Source organism: Kocuria carniphila (assembly GCF_004136555.1).
Lineage (GTDB): Bacteria > Actinomycetota > Actinomycetes > Actinomycetales > Micrococcaceae > Kocuria > Kocuria carniphila.
In genome coordinates, this window is the sequence record NZ_NOIT01000014.1 from 11163 (window position 1) to 26621 (window position 15459).

13 protein-coding genes are annotated in these 15459 nt (G+C 64.6%); 1 reads left to right on the forward strand and 12 read right to left on the reverse strand.

What is annotated here, in order from left to right; translation table 11 throughout:
• Window positions 1–21: 21 nt before the first annotated feature.
• Window positions 22–672, forward strand: a complete 651-nt coding sequence (locus EWV37_RS11110; RefSeq protein WP_129701624.1) for a hypothetical protein — start codon at window positions 22–24, stop codon at window positions 670–672.
• On the opposite strand, the gene EWV37_RS11115 is transcribed toward EWV37_RS11110, so the two are convergent.
• The 12 genes from EWV37_RS11115 to thrS all read right to left on the reverse strand — a co-directional run bounded on the left by EWV37_RS11115 (window position 651) and on the right by thrS (window position 15245).
• Window positions 651–3062, reverse strand: a complete 2412-nt coding sequence (locus EWV37_RS11115) for a RelA/SpoT family protein (protein WP_095798043.1) — start codon at window positions 3060–3062, stop codon at window positions 651–653. The genes EWV37_RS11110 and EWV37_RS11115 overlap by 22 nt on opposite strands.
• Window positions 3063–3195: 133 nt before the next feature.
• Window positions 3196–4242, reverse strand: a complete 1047-nt coding sequence (gene secF, locus EWV37_RS11120; RefSeq protein WP_129701626.1) for a protein translocase subunit SecF — start codon at window positions 4240–4242, stop codon at window positions 3196–3198.
• Window positions 4239–6083 (reverse strand): protein translocase subunit SecD, encoded by a 1845-nt coding sequence (secD, locus tag EWV37_RS11125; protein ID WP_129701628.1) that lies wholly within the window; start codon window positions 6081–6083, stop codon window positions 4239–4241. Before secD ends, secF begins: the two co-directional genes overlap by 4 nt.
• 106 nt (window positions 6084–6189) lie before the next feature.
• Window positions 6190–6729, reverse strand: a complete 540-nt coding sequence (locus tag EWV37_RS11130) for a preprotein translocase subunit YajC (RefSeq protein WP_238663222.1) — start codon at window positions 6727–6729, stop codon at window positions 6190–6192.
• A 228-nt stretch (window positions 6730–6957) separates the two neighbouring features.
• Window positions 6958–8064, reverse strand: coding sequence for a Holliday junction branch migration DNA helicase RuvB (gene ruvB / locus EWV37_RS11135; protein ID WP_095798046.1), 1107 nt, complete (start codon window positions 8062–8064; stop codon window positions 6958–6960).
• Complete coding sequence (gene ruvA, locus EWV37_RS11140) at window positions 8064–8708, reverse strand: Holliday junction branch migration protein RuvA (RefSeq protein ID WP_095798047.1); 645 nt, start codon at window positions 8706–8708, stop codon at window positions 8064–8066. Before ruvA ends, ruvB begins: the two co-directional genes overlap by 1 nt.
• Window positions 8709–8916: 208 nt before the next feature.
• Window positions 8917–9588 (reverse strand): crossover junction endodeoxyribonuclease RuvC, encoded by a 672-nt coding sequence (gene ruvC, locus EWV37_RS11145; RefSeq protein ID WP_129701630.1) that lies wholly within the window; start codon window positions 9586–9588, stop codon window positions 8917–8919.
• Window positions 9589–9595: 7 nt separating this feature from the next.
• Window positions 9596–10357, reverse strand: coding sequence for a YebC/PmpR family DNA-binding transcriptional regulator (locus tag EWV37_RS11150; RefSeq protein WP_095798049.1), 762 nt, complete (start codon window positions 10355–10357; stop codon window positions 9596–9598).
• 107 nt (window positions 10358–10464) lie between these two features.
• A complete protein-coding gene (locus tag EWV37_RS11155; protein ID WP_095798050.1) occupies window positions 10465–11196 on the reverse strand; it encodes a type 1 glutamine amidotransferase in 732 nt (243 codons plus the stop codon).
• Between the two features lie 10 nt (window positions 11197–11206).
• Window positions 11207–12520, reverse strand: a complete 1314-nt coding sequence (locus EWV37_RS11160) for a Mur ligase family protein (RefSeq protein ID WP_095798051.1) — start codon at window positions 12518–12520, stop codon at window positions 11207–11209.
• Window positions 12521–12582: 62 nt separating this feature from the next.
• Window positions 12583–13164, reverse strand: a complete 582-nt coding sequence (locus tag EWV37_RS11165; protein WP_238663223.1) for an HIT family protein — start codon at window positions 13162–13164, stop codon at window positions 12583–12585.
• Window positions 13161–15245 (reverse strand): threonine--tRNA ligase, encoded by a 2085-nt coding sequence (gene thrS, locus EWV37_RS11170; protein WP_095798052.1) that lies wholly within the window; start codon window positions 15243–15245, stop codon window positions 13161–13163. The genes EWV37_RS11165 and thrS overlap by 4 nt, the downstream gene beginning before the upstream one ends.
• Window positions 15246–15459: the final 214 nt, after the last annotated feature.

Here is a 15459-nt window from a genome sequence, read left to right on the forward strand (position 1 = left end):
GGCATCGGTTCAGATGGGGTCATGACACCGCCGCAGCCGCAACCCACCGACTCCGTTCACTCGCTACCGCCCCGAAGCGGTGCGAAGCTGACACCGGTCTTGCGACCCGGGCACCCGTTCAGCGGTCCTGAGCTCTCCGCGATGGTTTCGGACGGGATTCTCAACCGAATCCTGCTCGACGCCCACGTACCCGTGGGAACTGCGCTCACTCGAGTCAGCAAGTTGCATGTCCTACGCGCGGTGATTCCCGCCCATTTGCAACGTCGCGGGGTGCTCGGACGGCTCGGCGCCGCATGGTTCTACGATTGCGCGGAAGTACCTGAACCCCTGCCCATCCTCGTCGCCAAGGACGCGCGAACCACCACGACACTCCCCCGCGGGTTCAGCCTGCATCAGACCGCGTTCAATCCCTTCGACCGGGTCGTTCACGAGGATCTGGCGGTGACCAGTCCGCTGCGCACCGCGGTTGATGTGGCGCTTCACGTGCCCGGTTCCGAGGGCACCGGGGCCCTGCACTGGCTCATGGCCTCCCCGCACCTGCACTGCCCACCCGAATTGGTCCTGGCCGCACTCGAGGCCGTCGGCAAGAAACCGGGCCGCCGCCAGGCTCTGGCCAGGGTGCGGAAAGTGGGCCGAGCCGTGGAACGCGGTTACGAAGCCACCGGACGTTGACCCGAGGTGCGGTAGACGTCGTACACGCCATCGATCCGGCGGACCTGGTTAAGCACGTGGTCCAGGTAGCGGGTGTCTCCCATTTCGAAGGCGAAACGGGAGATCGCCAATCGTGACCGCGAGGTGTGCACCTGCGCGGACAGGATATTCACGTGGTTCTCGGACAGTACGCGGGTCACATCGAGCAACAGGGAGTGTCGGTCGAGGGCCTCCACCTGGATCTCCACGAGGAACAGCGAGGACTGCGTGGGCGCCCAACTGACTTCCTTGACCCGCGGATCATCTGAGGACAGCAGGGACTTCATGTTGTTGCAGTCCTTGCGGTGCACGGAAATGCCGGCACCACGGGTCACGAAGCCCACGATCTCGTCCGGCGGAACCGGGGTGCAGCAACGTGCCAGTTTCACGTACACGTCCGACATGCCCTGGACCACCACACCCGAATCGGACACCGTGGCCCGGGCCGGAGCGGTGACCTTGGTGGTCTCGGCGAAGTCCTCCTCGGTGCCCTCCGCGCCACCGTGGTGCTCGATGAGCTTCTCGACGACCTGCTGAGCGTTGACCGCGTCGTTTCCGAGCGCCTCGTACAGCGCGGCGACGTCAGACCGGTTGAAGTCCTGTGCGACCGATACGAGAGACTCGTGCGTCACCGTGCGCTGCAGCGGCAAGTGGTGCTTGCGCAGCGCCTTGGTGAGCAGGTCCTTCCCGCGCTCAATGGCTTCCTCGCGGCGTTCCTTCGAATGCCACTGGCGGATCTTGGTGCGCGCCCGCGGCGAACCCACGAACTTGAGCCAGTCCTGCGACGGCGATGCCGACTCGGACTTGGACGTCAGGATCTCCACACGATCACCGTGCTGGAGTTTGGAGGACAGCGGCACCAATTTGCCGTTGACCCGGGCGCCGATCGTGTGGTTACCCACCTCAGTGTGCACGGCGTAGGCGAAGTCCACCGGGGTGGACCCGGTGGGCAGCGCCATGACCTCACCCTTGGGCGTAAAGACGTACACCTCGGCCGTGTTGATCTGGTACCGCAACGAATCCAAGAAGTCCGAGGAGTCCTTGGCTTCTTCCTGCCACGAGACCAACGAGCTGAGCCAGTTGAGCTCGCCTTCCTTGGCCTTGGGTGTGGCGGAATTGGCCTGGTTGACCTGGTTCTTGTACTTCCAGTGAGCGGCCACACCGTACTCGGCACGGTGGTGCATCTCGTGGGTGCGGATCTGGATCTCCACCGGCCGCCCGTTGGGACCGATCACCGTGGTGTGCAGCGACTGGTACATGTTGAACTTGGGCATCGCGATGTAGTCCTTGAAGCGGCCCGGCAACGGGCTCCACTTCGCGTGCAGCACACCGAGGGCGGCATAGCACTCACGCACCGAGTTCACGAGCACGCGCGCGGCTTGCAGATCATGGATCTCGTCGAAATCCTTACCCCGCACGATCATCTTCTGGTAAATCGAGTAATAGTGCTTGGGCCGACCGGTGATCGTGGCGTCGATGCCGGACTTGTCCAGCTCCGCCGCGATCAGACCGCGGATCGTGGCTAGGTTGCGTTCGCGCTCCGGCGTGCGCTCCCCCACCATGCGAACGATCTCGTCGTAGACCTTGGGGTACAGCGCGGAGAAGGAGAGATCCTCGAGTTCCCATTTGATGGTGTTCATACCCAGTCGGTGGGCCAACGGGGCGAAAATCTCAAGGGTTTCGCGGGCCTTCTTGGACGACGACGAGGATGAGACGAACCGCCACGTGCGTGCGTTGTGCAGCCGGTCGGCCAACTTGATGACCAGCACACGAATGTCCTTGGCCATGGCCACGATCATCTTGCGAACCGTCTCTGCCTGGGCGTTCTCGCCGTAGTGGATCTTGTCGAGTTTGGTCACTCCGTCCACGAGCGTGGCGACCTCTTCACCGAAGTCCTTAGTGAGCTGTTCGAGCGAGTAGTCGGTGTCCTCCACGGTGTCGTGCAGGAGCCCAGCGACAAGGGTGGCGCCGGTCATGCCCAGCTCCGCGAGAATCGTGGTCACGGCCACCGGGTGGGTGATGTAGGGGTCACCGGACTTGCGCTTCTGCCCTTCGTGGTACGAGTCCGCTACGGCAAAAGCGCGTTGCAGGACGTCCAGATCTTCGTCAGGGTGCGTCGCACTCACCGTGCGTAACAGTGGCACCAGAACGGGCGATCGGGGCACCGATTCACCGGAGAGCACGGACAGTGTCGAGCGGGTGCGTTCGCTGCGACCGGGGAACACCGCGCGTCCGAAGACCGGACGGGAGGCGGGCAACACAAAATGGGTTCCCGCTGTCTCGATTCTCGAATTGGCAGGCAGCGCCGGGGGGTCCTGTGGGTTGGGCGGCACGGAATTCTTTGCACTCTGAGCGTCTGACTCTGTCGTCATGGGTCCACAGCCTCCTCACGGATCACCGCTGGCCGGGACGGGATCTCTGCGCCCGGTGCGCTAAGTAGCCAAGTCTAATAGCACGCCCCCGCACCTTACGGTACGGGGGCGAGTGTAACGGAGGTGCGGCGCGTTATTCGCGCGGCCCGGCCTGGACCGGATCCGCGGTCACCGGAGCGCCGTCGGTCTGGCGGGCGTCCAGAACCTTGCGTTCCTGGTCACGCACGGCCGGTTCGAGTCCGCGCAGCCAGGAGTACAGGGGCGCGGCCACGAACATGGTGGCGATCGTACCCACGATGATGCCCACGAACAGCGACAACGACAGGTCCTTCAGCGTTCCCGCGCCGAGCAGATAGGCACCGATGAACAGAATGGCACCCACGGGCAGGATTCCCACGATGGAGGTGTTGATCGAACGGACCAAGGTCTGGTTGACCGCCAGGTTGATCTGTTCCGAGAACGTCCGTTTGGCCCGCTCTTCCGGTGCCGCGCCGCTCAACAACCCCTTGGTGTTCTCACGCACCTTGTCGAAGACCACCACGGAGTCGTACAGCGAGTAGGACAGCACGGTCAGGAAGCCGATCACGGCGGACGGGGTGACCTCGAAATCAACCAGCGAATACACGCCGGCGGTGATCACGATCGTGGCCATCATCGCGGCAACCGCCGACACGGACATTTTCCACGTGCGGAAGTAGAGCGCCATGAGCACCGTGGCCAGCAGGACGAAGATCAACAGCCCCCACAGGGCCTGTTGGGTCACTCCCTGCCCCCATGTGGGGCCCACGAAGTTCGAGGTCACCTGGTCGTCCGAGGCGCCGTACGCCTCTTGCAGGGAGTCCTTGACGGCCAGAGTCTGGTCGTCGTCGAGCTGTTCGGTCTGCACGCGCACCGTGCCGGGCGCAATGTTGGTCACGGTCACGCCGCTGGCGTCAGAGGATTCCGCCACGGCCTGCTCGCCGGTCTGGACATCCGTGTTCTCGATACCGGACACCGTGAATTCCGAGCCGCCCGTGAAATCAATGCCCAGATTGAAGCCGCCCTTGACCACCGGGATCAGCAGGGACAGCACTACGAGTGCCACGGTCAAAGAGAGCCACAACCGGCGCTTCTCAACGAACGGGTAGGACTTACGACCGCTGTGCAGGTCGTTACCGAAGCGTGCGAGTCGGTTGCTCATCGGGTGCTCCCCTCGGTCTGTTCGGTCTGGTCCACCGCGCTGGAACCGCCGGATACGTCTGCTCCGTCCGCGGCGCCGTCGCCCGGGGTTTCGGCGGCCTTCTGACGACGACGCCGCTCGGCGATCGTGAGTCCGTCGCTGTCCTCGGGGCTACGAACGCGTCCCGCGCCGCGGTAGAACGGCACGGCGTCGAGCGCTTCGGGATCGAGACCCGAGTTCTTGGCACCCCCGCCGAAGTACTTGGTGCGAGTCAGCAGCACCATGACCGGGTGGGTGAACAGGAAGACCACGAGCAAGTCGGCGATCGCCGTCAGGCCCAGGGTGAATGCGAATCCTCGCACGTTGCCCACGGCCACGAAGTACAGCACGACTGCCGCAAGGAGGTTCACGGCCTTGGCGGCGAGCACAGTTTGCCGCGCGCGTTTCCAGCCGTGATCCACCGCGGCGGGGATGCTTCTGCCCGCGCGGATCTCGTCCCTGATGCGTTCGAAGTACACGATGAACGAGTCGGCGGTCTGGCCGATGGCCACGATCAGACCGGCCACACCGGCCAGTGACAGGCGATAGTTGGCGCTCCACCCCAGCAGGGTGATAGCGAAGTAGGTGATCAGGCCCGCCACCAACAGGGACGAGATGGTCACCAGACCCAGCCAGCGGTACTGGAACATCGAGTACACACACACCAGCGCCAGCCCCACCAGGCCCGCGATGATGCCCATGCGCAGCTGGTTGCTACCGAGAGTCGCAGAGATCTGCTGCTCGGACTCGATGCTGAAGCTCACGGGAAGGGCACCGTACTTGAGCTGCTCGGAGAGGAAGCGCGCGTCCTCCTCCGTGAAGGAACCGGTGATCTGGGCGCTGCCGTCGTTGATCACGGCGTTCATGGAGGGCGCCGAAATCACGGTGCCATCCAGGAGGATGGCGAACTGGGACCGGGGGTCGCCCTGCTGTGCCTGACCGATCTGGTACAGGCGCTCGGAGAGTTCCTTGAACGTCTCGGTTCCCTCTGAGTTGAACTGCAGGTTCACGGCGTATTGCCCCGTGGACATGCCCTGCTGATTGTTCGCCATTCCGTAGGAGGCGTCGTCGATGTCCGTACCGGGGATCTCGAGCGGGCCCAGGATGTACTTGGCGTTGTTGGCCGGATCGCAGGCCACGACGGCCTTCTCGGGGTCCTGTGCCTTGCGCTCTTCCTGGGGTCGCTGCGCGGCGCAGTCCAGGGACTCGAACTCCTTGACAAGTTCCGGGGTGACCCAGTTTGGATCCGAGGAGTCGGTGGGCTCTGCATCCGGTTCCGGAATATCTTCGACCGGGGTGCGTTGTTCCTCGGGCGTGGGTGTGCCCTCAGCGGTGGTGATCACGGGGCGGAACGCCATCTGCGCCGAAGTCTGAATCAGATCACGGGTCTCGGAGGAAGGAACACCGGGCATGGACACCACGATGTTCGAACCCGACTGGGTGCTGATCTCGGCCTCCGAGACACCGGTACCGTCCACGCGCTGGCGGATGATCTCCACAGCCTGGTCCAGCTGTTCCTGCGTGATCTCCTGACCGTCCTGGGCCTCCTGGAGCTCCGGGGACAGCACCATTTGCGTGCCGCCCTCTAGATCCAAGGCCAGCTTGGGATCCCACCCGGTCCGATCGGTGGTGACACCGTAAATCAGGATGCCCGCCAGGGCGATGGTCAGCACGGCGAGTGCCACGAGTCCGCGCTTGGCCGTGCTCACGGCCGCCTGGGATCCCGAGCGCACCGTACGAGGCGCACGGGACGCCGCTTTCGAGGGGGATGTTTTCGACTCATCGGCGCCCGAACGGCCCGAGGTGTCCTTGTCTGATGCCATGTCTGTCCTTCAACAACGCACGGTGAGCGCGGCCAGCCAACTCGCCGCACCGGGTCAGGTCATGAGAAACGGGCCGATGCTCTCGGCCCGTGTCTCATGCACTTCTTTAGTTGGTGTCGTTATCGCGGCGGTTGTCACGCCAGGTTCCGCGCGAGGAATCATCACCCGACAGGTTCTCACCGGTTGCCGTGTCACCGGGGACATTGTCACCGGGCAGATCGTGCTCGCGGTCACCGATGGATTCCCGTGCACCACCTGCAGCCGTGGAGCCCTCTCCATCCACTGCACCGTCTTGAGCAATAGCCGCATTCTGGGCGGCGTTCTCGGTGGTGGGTTCATCGAGGATGGTCGTCACGGTCTGAGTGTGCACGGTGACCGAAGTTCCCGGAGCCACTTCCAGCACGGCCTTGTTCTCATCACGGTCGATCGACAGGACGGTTCCGTAGAGACCGAAGCTCGTCATGACGCGGGTACCGGGCTCCATGGTCGCCTGCTTGGCTTTGATCTGAGCCTGGGCCTTCTTCTGGCGGCGCATGGGCAGCCACAGCAGCAACACCATGACCACGAGCATGACGGGCAAGAACCATGCGGTTCCGCCGCCGCCTGACTGCTGGGCCTGTGCAAGAAGTTGGGCGGAGAGAATCACGGAGTTCCGTTCTGTAGACGATGCTGACGTCTGCGGTGACCAGCGCGGCCACGAGTGCACGCGGGAGTCATCACAGGGATCCGCTCAAGTGTAGGGGATGTAGCTGGCCACGCGCTGAACAGCGACGCCGGGGCCATAACGGCACCGTGGCGTACGTCGGATTGACTTGGCCGTTCCTGGCCGGGCACGGCCGGGGACCCCTGTGGCCTTGCTCCCCGGGGCACCCGCTCAAAATGCCGTGGGCTGCTCTTCTTCGGGCGGATCCGTGGCCAACGCGGTCCGCAGTGCGGGGTCCTTGAAGGCCGCGTGATCGGGCACGTTGAGCCCCAGGTGCTCCCACGCCGCGGCCATGGCAATGCGACCGCGAGGGGTGCGTCCCAACAATCCCTCGCGCACGAGGAATGGTTCGGCGACCGTCTCGACCGTCTCGGTTTCCTCGCCCACGGCAATGGCCAAGGTGGAAAGCCCAACCGGGCCCCCGTTGAACTTGGTGACCAGGGCGGAGAGGACATTGCGGTCCAGTCGGTCCAGTCCCCTGACGTCCACTTCGTACATGTCCAGCGCAGCGCCGGCGGTGCGGGCATCGATCCTGTGCACCCCGTGCACCAGGGCCCAGTCCCGGACGCGTCGCAACAGTCGGTTGGCAATTCGTGGAGTACCGCGCGAACGTGAGGCCACTTCGTAGAACCCCTCAGAGGTCATGTTCAGGTCCAACAGACCTGCCGATCGGCGCAGGACGAGTTCGAGCTCGGGAACCGAGTAGAACTCCAGGTGGCCGGTGAAGCCGAAGCGATCACGCAGCGGTCCGGGCAACAGGCCCGCGCGCGTGGTGGCACCCACCAGGGTGAAGGGAGGTAGGTCCAGCGGGATGGACGTGGCACCGGCACCCTTGCCGACCACGATGTCCACGCGGAAGTCCTCCATGGCCATGTAGAGCATTTCCTCGGCCGGGCGGGACATGCGGTGGATCTCGTCCAGGAACAGCACTTCACCATGGGTCAACGAGGACAGAATGGCCGCCAGGTCACCGGCGTGTTGAATCGCAGGACCGGACGAGATCCGCAGGGGTACGTCAAGTTCCTGGGCAATGATCATGGCCAGCGTGGTCTTACCCAGGCCGGGAGGGCCCGAAAGCAGCACGTGGTCCGCGGTGCGTCCGCGCAGTTTGGAGGCTTCCAGGACGAGTGAGAGCTGAGCACGCACCCGCTTCTGCCCCACGAAATCGTCGAGGGTACCCGGGCGCAGACTCGCTTCGAGCTGCTGATCGTCCAGATCGCCCTCGGCGCCGACCAGTCGTTGCTCCCCCTGCACAGAACCGCGTTCTTCGAATGCCATCAGGACCGTCCTCGGCTACGCGCGTGACTCGTGCCCTTGGCCGTACCCAGCCAGGACAACACGGCGCGCAGGACCTCTGCCACGTTGCCGGAATCCGCAAGCTCCGGTTGAGTCTCCAGGGCGTCGTCGATGCCACGGGTGGCGTCCTTTTCGCTCCATCCCAGACCCGTGAGCGCGTCCATGACCTGTTCGCGCCACACCTGCATCTGCGGCTGCGCGGCCGGACTCTCCTTGGGTTCCGGAAGCACGAGCTTGTCGGCCAGTTCCAGCACGATGCGACGGGCGGATTTGGGGCCGATTCCCGGCACGGCGGTGAAGGCCTTGTCGTCTCCGGTGGCAATGGCGCGCCGGGTCTCGTCCGGTCCGAGCACGGAGACCGCGGCCAAAGCGGTGCGCGGTCCCACGCCGGAGACACCGAGCATCACGGTGAAGACTTCCTTCTCGTCCGCCCCTGCGAAGCCGAACAGCAAGGGGGCCTCGTCCTTGCGGGCAATGTAGGCAGTGTGAAGGTGCACCGTGGATCCCGTGCGCAGACCCGCCAGGGTATGCGGGCTGGCCTGGACCTCGATCCCGAATCCCGAGACTTCGACCACCGCCTGGGTGGCACCCACGAAGCGCACCTCACCGGTCACCGATGCAATCACTGGGCGGCTCCCGTCACGCGGGGTGACCCCGCCATAGATTCGAACACGTATACGAACTGCAACACGGCATCACTCTAACAACTCCCCCGGACATGCACAGCGCGCACCCTCCCATGGACGGCGCGCAGCGGTCGACCGGGCGGTGTCACTGGCCGAACGGGCCGTGTCATCGCTCGAACGCTCTGCGCCAACCCTGGAACCGCCAGGTTCAACGGCGCGGCAGTCGGACGGTCCTGGGAGCCTTCGGTTGACGAGAGGCCGCTTCGGCTTGTTTCCACGCCTGCTGCGCGGGAGTGAGCCCGGAGGCTCGCACGGATGAGGGCTGAGAACCAGAGTGTGTAGAGGTCTTGGCCGCCGCGTTCATGCCCGACATGCCGCCGCGCCAGCCGTGGCACACGGCCAAGGCGAGGGCGTCGGCGGCGTCGGCGGGGCGCGGTGGTGCGTCCAGCCGCAGGATCCGGACCACCATGCGGTTGACGGACTCCTTGTCCGCGCCACCGTCTCCCGTGACCGCGGCCTTGACCTCGGACGGGGTGTGCCACGCGACCGGGATCTGCCGCCGTGCGGCCGCCGCAATGACCACGCCGGTCGCTTGGGCGGTTCCCACCACAGTGGGCGCATTGTTCTGGGCGAACACGCGCTCTACCGCCACGACGTCCGGTGAGAACCGGTCCATGAGTGTCTCGGCCGCGTCCATGATGGCCAGCACACGGTGTTCGAGGGCCTCGTGTGCCTTGGTGCCGTTGACCTCCACGTGCACGAACGTTCCGGTGCGATTGGCAGCCATGTCCACGACCGCGAAGCCACAACGGGTCAGCCCCGGGTCCACCGCAAGAATGCGCTGTCCCGGGGCCGGTCCGCCGTCAGAACTGTGTGCCACGGAGTGCTCAGTCCTCGTCCTCGAGTTCCGCCAGCACGGATTCGGGGATGTTCGCGTTCGAGTAGACGTTCTGCACGTCGTCGAGTTCTTCGACGGCGTCCGCAAGCTTGAGGAACTTCTTGGCGCCTTCGGCATCCAGGTCCACCTTCATGGTGGGGCGGAACTGGGGATCGTCGTTGTTGTAGTCCAGTCCGGACTCCTCCAACGCCTTACGGATCTCGGGAAGGTCGGTGGCCTCACTGACGACCTCGAAGACCTCGGACTCCTCGATGACCTCGTCCGCGCCGGCATCGAGTACGGCCATCAGGACGTCATCCTCGGTCAGACCGTCGGTCTTGGTCACCTCGGCCACGCCCTTGCGCTCGAAGAGGTAGGCCACGGAACCGGAGTCCGCCATGGTGCCGCCGTGGCGGGTCACGGCCACACGCACCTCGGAGGCCGCGCGGTTCTTGTTGTCCGTCAGACATTCGATGTACAGCGCGGTGCCCTGGGGGCCGCGGGCTTCGTAGAGGATCTCCGAGTAATCGATGGTTTCGCCGGTCAGGCCGGCGCCACGCTTGATCGCGCGATCGATGTTGTCATTGGGCACGGAGTTCTTCTTGGCCTTGGACACGGCCAGGTCCAGTGCCGGGTTACCGGCGGTGTCCGCGCCACCCATGCGGGCGGCAACCTCAATGCCCTTGATGTACTTGGCGAAAGCTTTGGCGCGCTTGGCGTCGATCGCGGCCTTCTTGTGCTTGGTCGTGGCCCATTTGGAGTGACCTGACATCGAGTTCCTCCTAGAAAGTCTGTGCGCCCGGCCTCACAGCGCCGGGTCTACGATTTGTCAATTATTTTAGCGATTCGTCAGGGCGCCTCGAAGGCTGCCCCGCGTCGCTAACGGGGTCTCGTCTGGGCGACGCCGCGCGCGTGTTCCGCATACGTGTCGTCCAGAGACGCCTCCGGGAAGCGGTCCCCGCGCGTTTCCACCGCGGTCCGCAACAGGAAATCGGCCACGGCAGGGTTCTTGGGCAGCAACGATCCGTGCAGGTAACTGCCCAGCACGTTGTGCGTGCGCGCGCCCTCGGTACCGTCCTCCCCGTTGTTACCGGCCCCGCTGACCACGGTTGCCATCGCTGCCTGGTCCGGTCCCAGCGTGGTCAGTCCGGAGTGGTTCTCGTAGCCGATGATCGTGCCGAATTCCGGGGACTCCGTCACGATATTGCCGATCAAACGCTCCGGTCCACCGACCGTTTCCAGATCGAACATCTCAATGCCCCTCAGGGTCTCTCCCCCGCCGGTTCGGAACTCCCGGCCGAACAACTGGTAGAGCCCGCAGATGACCAACATGGGCGTACCCGCCGACGCCGCCTCGTGCAGTTTGGGAGCCACGCGAGCGAGATCCTCGGCCACTCGGAACTGGCCCGAGTCCTGACCACCGCCACCCACGAAGAGGTCTGCGTAGTCGGGCCACGGGTCACCCGGGTTGTAGTCGTGCACCCGTACCTCGTAGCCGTAGCGCTCGGCCCTGCGTTTGAGGGTCAGCGTGTTGCCCCAGTCCCCGTAGATGTTCATGTCCCGCGGATACAGCTGGACGATGTCCAGGGAACCCACTTTTTCCTGATTCATGATCGGCTCCTCAGATCGTGTCCACGTGGGTCATGCCGCCCAGGATCTTCCGCAGCGACAGCATGGCGGTGTAGGTGCAGAAGATGCGCATGGGCCGGTCCCCCGCCCCTGCAATGAATTGCTTCAGTGCGGACTCGAGGTCCGTGTCCACGGATCCGACCTCCACCAGGTCGTAGTCCAGCCGTAGCGCCATGTCCCACGCACGCACACCCGAGACAATGTCCACGCCTCCGGCACGCAGACTGTCGAAATCGACGTCCCACAACCACGACACGTCCCGACCGTCCGCGTAGGCGTCGTTGATCGCGATCATGGTCGCGTAGTCGTCGGCCGAGGCCGACGCCAGCGACAACCGGAATCCGGCGGGGTTCTTCACGAGCAACAACTGGAGGGGCTTGCCCTCCACCGTCACGGTTTCGCCTCGACCGAAGGCAGGTGTTACACGGGACAGTTCGTCCACCAGCGACGCCACGTCCGCACTGTCGCCGAGCACTTGCAAGGCCAAGGCGAGGGCCGCCGCGGCGTTGTACTGGTTGTACACACCGTAGAGATCGATCGTGGCCGTGTGCTCCTGGCCGTGCACGTCCAGATCCACACTGTTGGCTTTGACGGCGTTGAGCACCACGTCAGCGGCCGGTCGGGCCACGGATGGTTGCGCTGAATCCAGCTCGACATTCTCGGTCTGGCGCAGCACGTCACGCATGTCGTCGTCGGAGGGGAACATGGGCCGCAGCGCGTCCGACAGGCCGAACCATTCAACGGTGGCGTCAGCGGCGACGTCGTCCGCGAGACTGGCGATGCGCGGGTCCTCGCGGTTGAGGACCACGGTACCGGTGGTCGCCTTGGCGACCTGGCTGAGCATGCGGCGGGTCGTGTCGATCTCACCGAAACGGTCGAGCTGATCGCGCATCACGTTGAGTAGTAGCGCGTAGCGGGGCTTGACCTGCTTGACGAAGTGCACGGCGTGCGCCTCATCGAGTTCCAGCACCGCGACGTCCGCGTCGAGGCGGCCGAACGCATTCATCTCGGCCAACAACGACGCCGCGACGCCCCGGACGAAATTCGATCCCGTGCGGTTCGTGAACACGCGCAGCCCCTGCGAACGCAGCAACTGCACGGCCATTTTGGTGGTTGTCGTTTTGCCGTTGGTGCCGCTGATGACCACCACGCCGTGGGGCAGCTTGGCGAGTTCTTCCGCGACGAAGGCCGGGTGCAGCTTTTCCATGACCAGGCCGGGGAAGGCGGACCCGCCCCCACGCAGGCTCGAGGCCCAGCGAACTCCCTGGCCGAGTAGACGTACGAGTGGTCGAGACATGGATTCCATCCTAGTGACAGGTGTACCGCCGCACGCGGCCACTCGAAAGCGACGCTCGCGCGCGGGGAGGTTCAGGAACGGGGCCAGGCAGCGGCGATGTCGTCGCGGTTGGCACCCAGGGTCTGAATCAGGGGCTTGGTCTGGGCAATCACCGGCATGAAATTGGCGTCCCCGTCCCAGCGCGGCACCACGTGCTGGTGCAGGTGCGCGGACAATGAGCCGCCCGCGGCCGAACCCAGATTCAGTCCCACGTTGAACGCGGCCGGCTGAGCCACCTCACGAATGGTGGCGACCGCCGTGCGGGTCAACACGTTCAGCTCCCACAACTCGTCGTCCGTGAGTTCGGTGATGTCCGCGACGTGACGATACGGACACACGAGCAAGTGACCGGGATTGTACGGGAACAGGTTGAGCACCACGAAACAGTGCTCACCGCGGTGCACGATCAATGCGTCATCGTCCGTACGGTCCGGACCGGTGCAGAACGGGCAACCCGGAGTTTCCTTGATCGAGGGGTCCTCACCGCGCACGTACGCGAGCCGGTGGGGTGTCCACAATCGTTGGAAACTATCCGGTACACCGGGCAGCTCGAACTCGTCCTGAGCCACCCAGTGTTGATTCTCGTTCTTGGTCTCCGCGTTGTCGTCCGTCACGACTGCTCCGCAACGATTTCCGTGACCTCCACGTTCGACGGCGCCGAAGGGTCCTCGTTCACGCGGTCGCGCACGTGCCGCACGATCATCTCCACGGCATCGTCCACGGGCACCGCGTTGTACTGCGATCCGTCGCGGTAGCGGAAGGAGACGGCACCGGCGTCGGCGTCGTCGCCGCCGGCGATGACCACGAACGGGATCTTGTCCTTGGAGGCCGTGCGAATCTTCTTGGGGAAGCGGTCCGAAGACGTATCCACCTCCACCCGAATGCCCTGGACCCGCAGCTTGGCCGCGAATTCGTCCAGGTAGTCGTTGAACGCCTCGGCCACCGGAATGGCGCGCACCTGAACCGGGGCCAGCCATGCCGGGAACGCTCCGGCGTAGTGCTCGGTCAGTACGCCCATGAAGCGTTCCACGGAACCGAACAGGGCGCGGTGGATCATCACGGGACGCTGACGCGTGCCGTCCGCGGCCTGGTATTCGAGGTCGAAGCGCTCGGGCAGGTTGAAGTCCAACTGGATGGTGGACATCTGCCACGTACGCCCGATCGCGTCCTTGGCCTGCACGGAAATCTTGGGGCCGTAGAAGGCTGCTCCCCCGGGATCAGGGACCAGCTGCAGACCGGAATCCTCGGCCACCTCCTGCAGCGTGCGGGTGGCCTCGTCCCAGATCTCGTCCGAGCCCACGAACTTCTCGGGGTCCTTGGTGGAGAGTTCCAAGTAGAAGTCGTCCAGGCCGTAGTCCTTGAGCAGGGACAGCACGAAGTTCAGGGTGGCCGTCAGCTCATCCTTCATCTGCTCGCGAGTGCAGTAAATGTGTGCGTCATCCTGGGTCATGCCGCGCACGCGGGTCAGACCGTGGATCACGCCGGACTTCTCGTAGCGGTACACCGCGCCGAACTCGAACAACCGCAGGGGCAGCTCACGGTATGAGCGGCCGCGTGAGCGGTAAATCAAGTTGTGCATGGGGCAGTTCATGGGCTTGAGGTAGTAGTCCTGGCCCGGCTTGGTGAGCTCACCCGTTTCCGGGTTGCGCTCCTCGTCCACGTGCATGGGAGGGAACATGCCGTCCCGGTACCAGTCCAGGTGGCCGGAGACCTCGTACAGGTGGCCCTTGGTGATGTGCGGGGAGTAGACGAACTCGTAGCCGGCCTCGGTGTGGCGCTGGCGCGAGTAGTCCTCCATCTCCTTGCGGATGATGCCGCCCTTGGGGTGGAACACCGGCAGACCGGAACCCAGCTCGTCCGGGAAGGAGAACAGGTCCAGTTCGGAACCCAGCTTGCGGTGATCGCGACGTTCGGCCTCAGCCAAACGCTCCTTGTAGGCCTTGAGCTCGTCCTTCGAGGGCCAAGCCGTTCCGTAGATGCGCTGCAACTGCTTGTTCTTCTCGTTACCGCGCCAGTAGGCAGCCGCCGAACGCATCAGGGCAAACCCGTTGCCGATCAGCTTGGTGTTGGGTACATGGGGACCGCGGCACAGGTCCCGCCACACGATCTCGTGACTCTGTCGGTCCACGTTGTCGTAAATGGTGATCTCCCCGGCGCCCACTTCAACGGAAGCGCCTTCCGCGGATTCTTCCATGGAACCTGAACCCGGGCCGTTGGCCAGGTCGATGAGTTCGAGCTTGTAGGGCTCGTCCGCCATCTCCTGGCGGGCCTCGTCCTCGTCGACCGCGCGCCGCTGGAACAGCTGCGACTTGTTCACGATCTTGAGCATGGACTTCTCGATCTTCTTCAGATCCTCCGGCGTGAACGGCTCGTCGACGTCGAAATCGAAGTAGAAACCGTCCGTGATGTACGGGCCGATGCCCAACTTGGCGTCCGGGCGCAACTGCTGCACGGCCTGGGCCATGACGTGGGCCGTGGAGTGACGCAGCACCTCCAGGCCTTCGGGGTCACTCACGAGCACGCGCTCCACGACATCACCGTCGGAGAGCTCGGTGCTCAGATCCTTGAGCTCACCGTTGATGTGGGCCACCACCACCTCACGCTGATCCGCGTACAGATCAGCCGCCGTGGTTCCTTGGATCTCGGTGCGCGGGGCGCTGTCCACGGTCAGCTGTAATTGAGCGGCATCAGACATGAGTTACTCCTTGAATGTTCGTGTGACGCGCGTCCATACCGGGGACGCGCGGGACCCGCGGACCTTTCGGTGCAACGGGGACGCAGATGATGCTACCGCTCCGACCGGGAGCGGACACAGTTGACGGGCCGGGAAGCGGCCCGAAATCAGCTGCACCCCGGGCCCAAAGGCGCGGGGTGCAGCGATTACCGATTCAACGCCTCAGCGTTGCGGA

Coding starts and splice junctions, on each gene's coding strand:
- EWV37_RS11155 (WP_095798050.1), bottom strand. CDS start 11,196: ATGAATCAGGAAAAAGTGGGTTCCCTGGACATCGTCCAGCTGTATCCG.
- thrS (WP_095798052.1), bottom strand. CDS start 15,245: ATGTCTGATGCCGCTCAATTACAGCTGACCGTGGACAGCGCCCCGCGC.
- EWV37_RS11115 (WP_095798043.1), bottom strand. CDS start 3,062: ATGACGACAGAGTCAGACGCTCAGAGTGCAAAGAATTCCGTGCCGCCC.
- secF (WP_129701626.1), bottom strand. CDS start 4,242: ATGAGCAACCGACTCGCACGCTTCGGTAACGACCTGCACAGCGGTCGT.
- EWV37_RS11150 (WP_095798049.1), bottom strand. CDS start 10,357: ATGTCAGGTCACTCCAAATGGGCCACGACCAAGCACAAGAAGGCCGCG.
- secD (WP_129701628.1), bottom strand. CDS start 6,083: ATGGCATCAGACAAGGACACCTCGGGCCGTTCGGGCGCCGATGAGTCG.
- EWV37_RS11160 (WP_095798051.1), bottom strand. CDS start 12,520: ATGGAATCCATGTCTCGACCACTCGTACGTCTACTCGGCCAGGGAGTT.
- EWV37_RS11110 (WP_129701624.1), top strand. CDS start 22: ATGACACCGCCGCAGCCGCAACCCACCGACTCCGTTCACTCGCTACCG.
- ruvB (WP_095798046.1), bottom strand. CDS start 8,064: ATGGCATTCGAAGAACGCGGTTCTGTGCAGGGGGAGCAACGACTGGTC.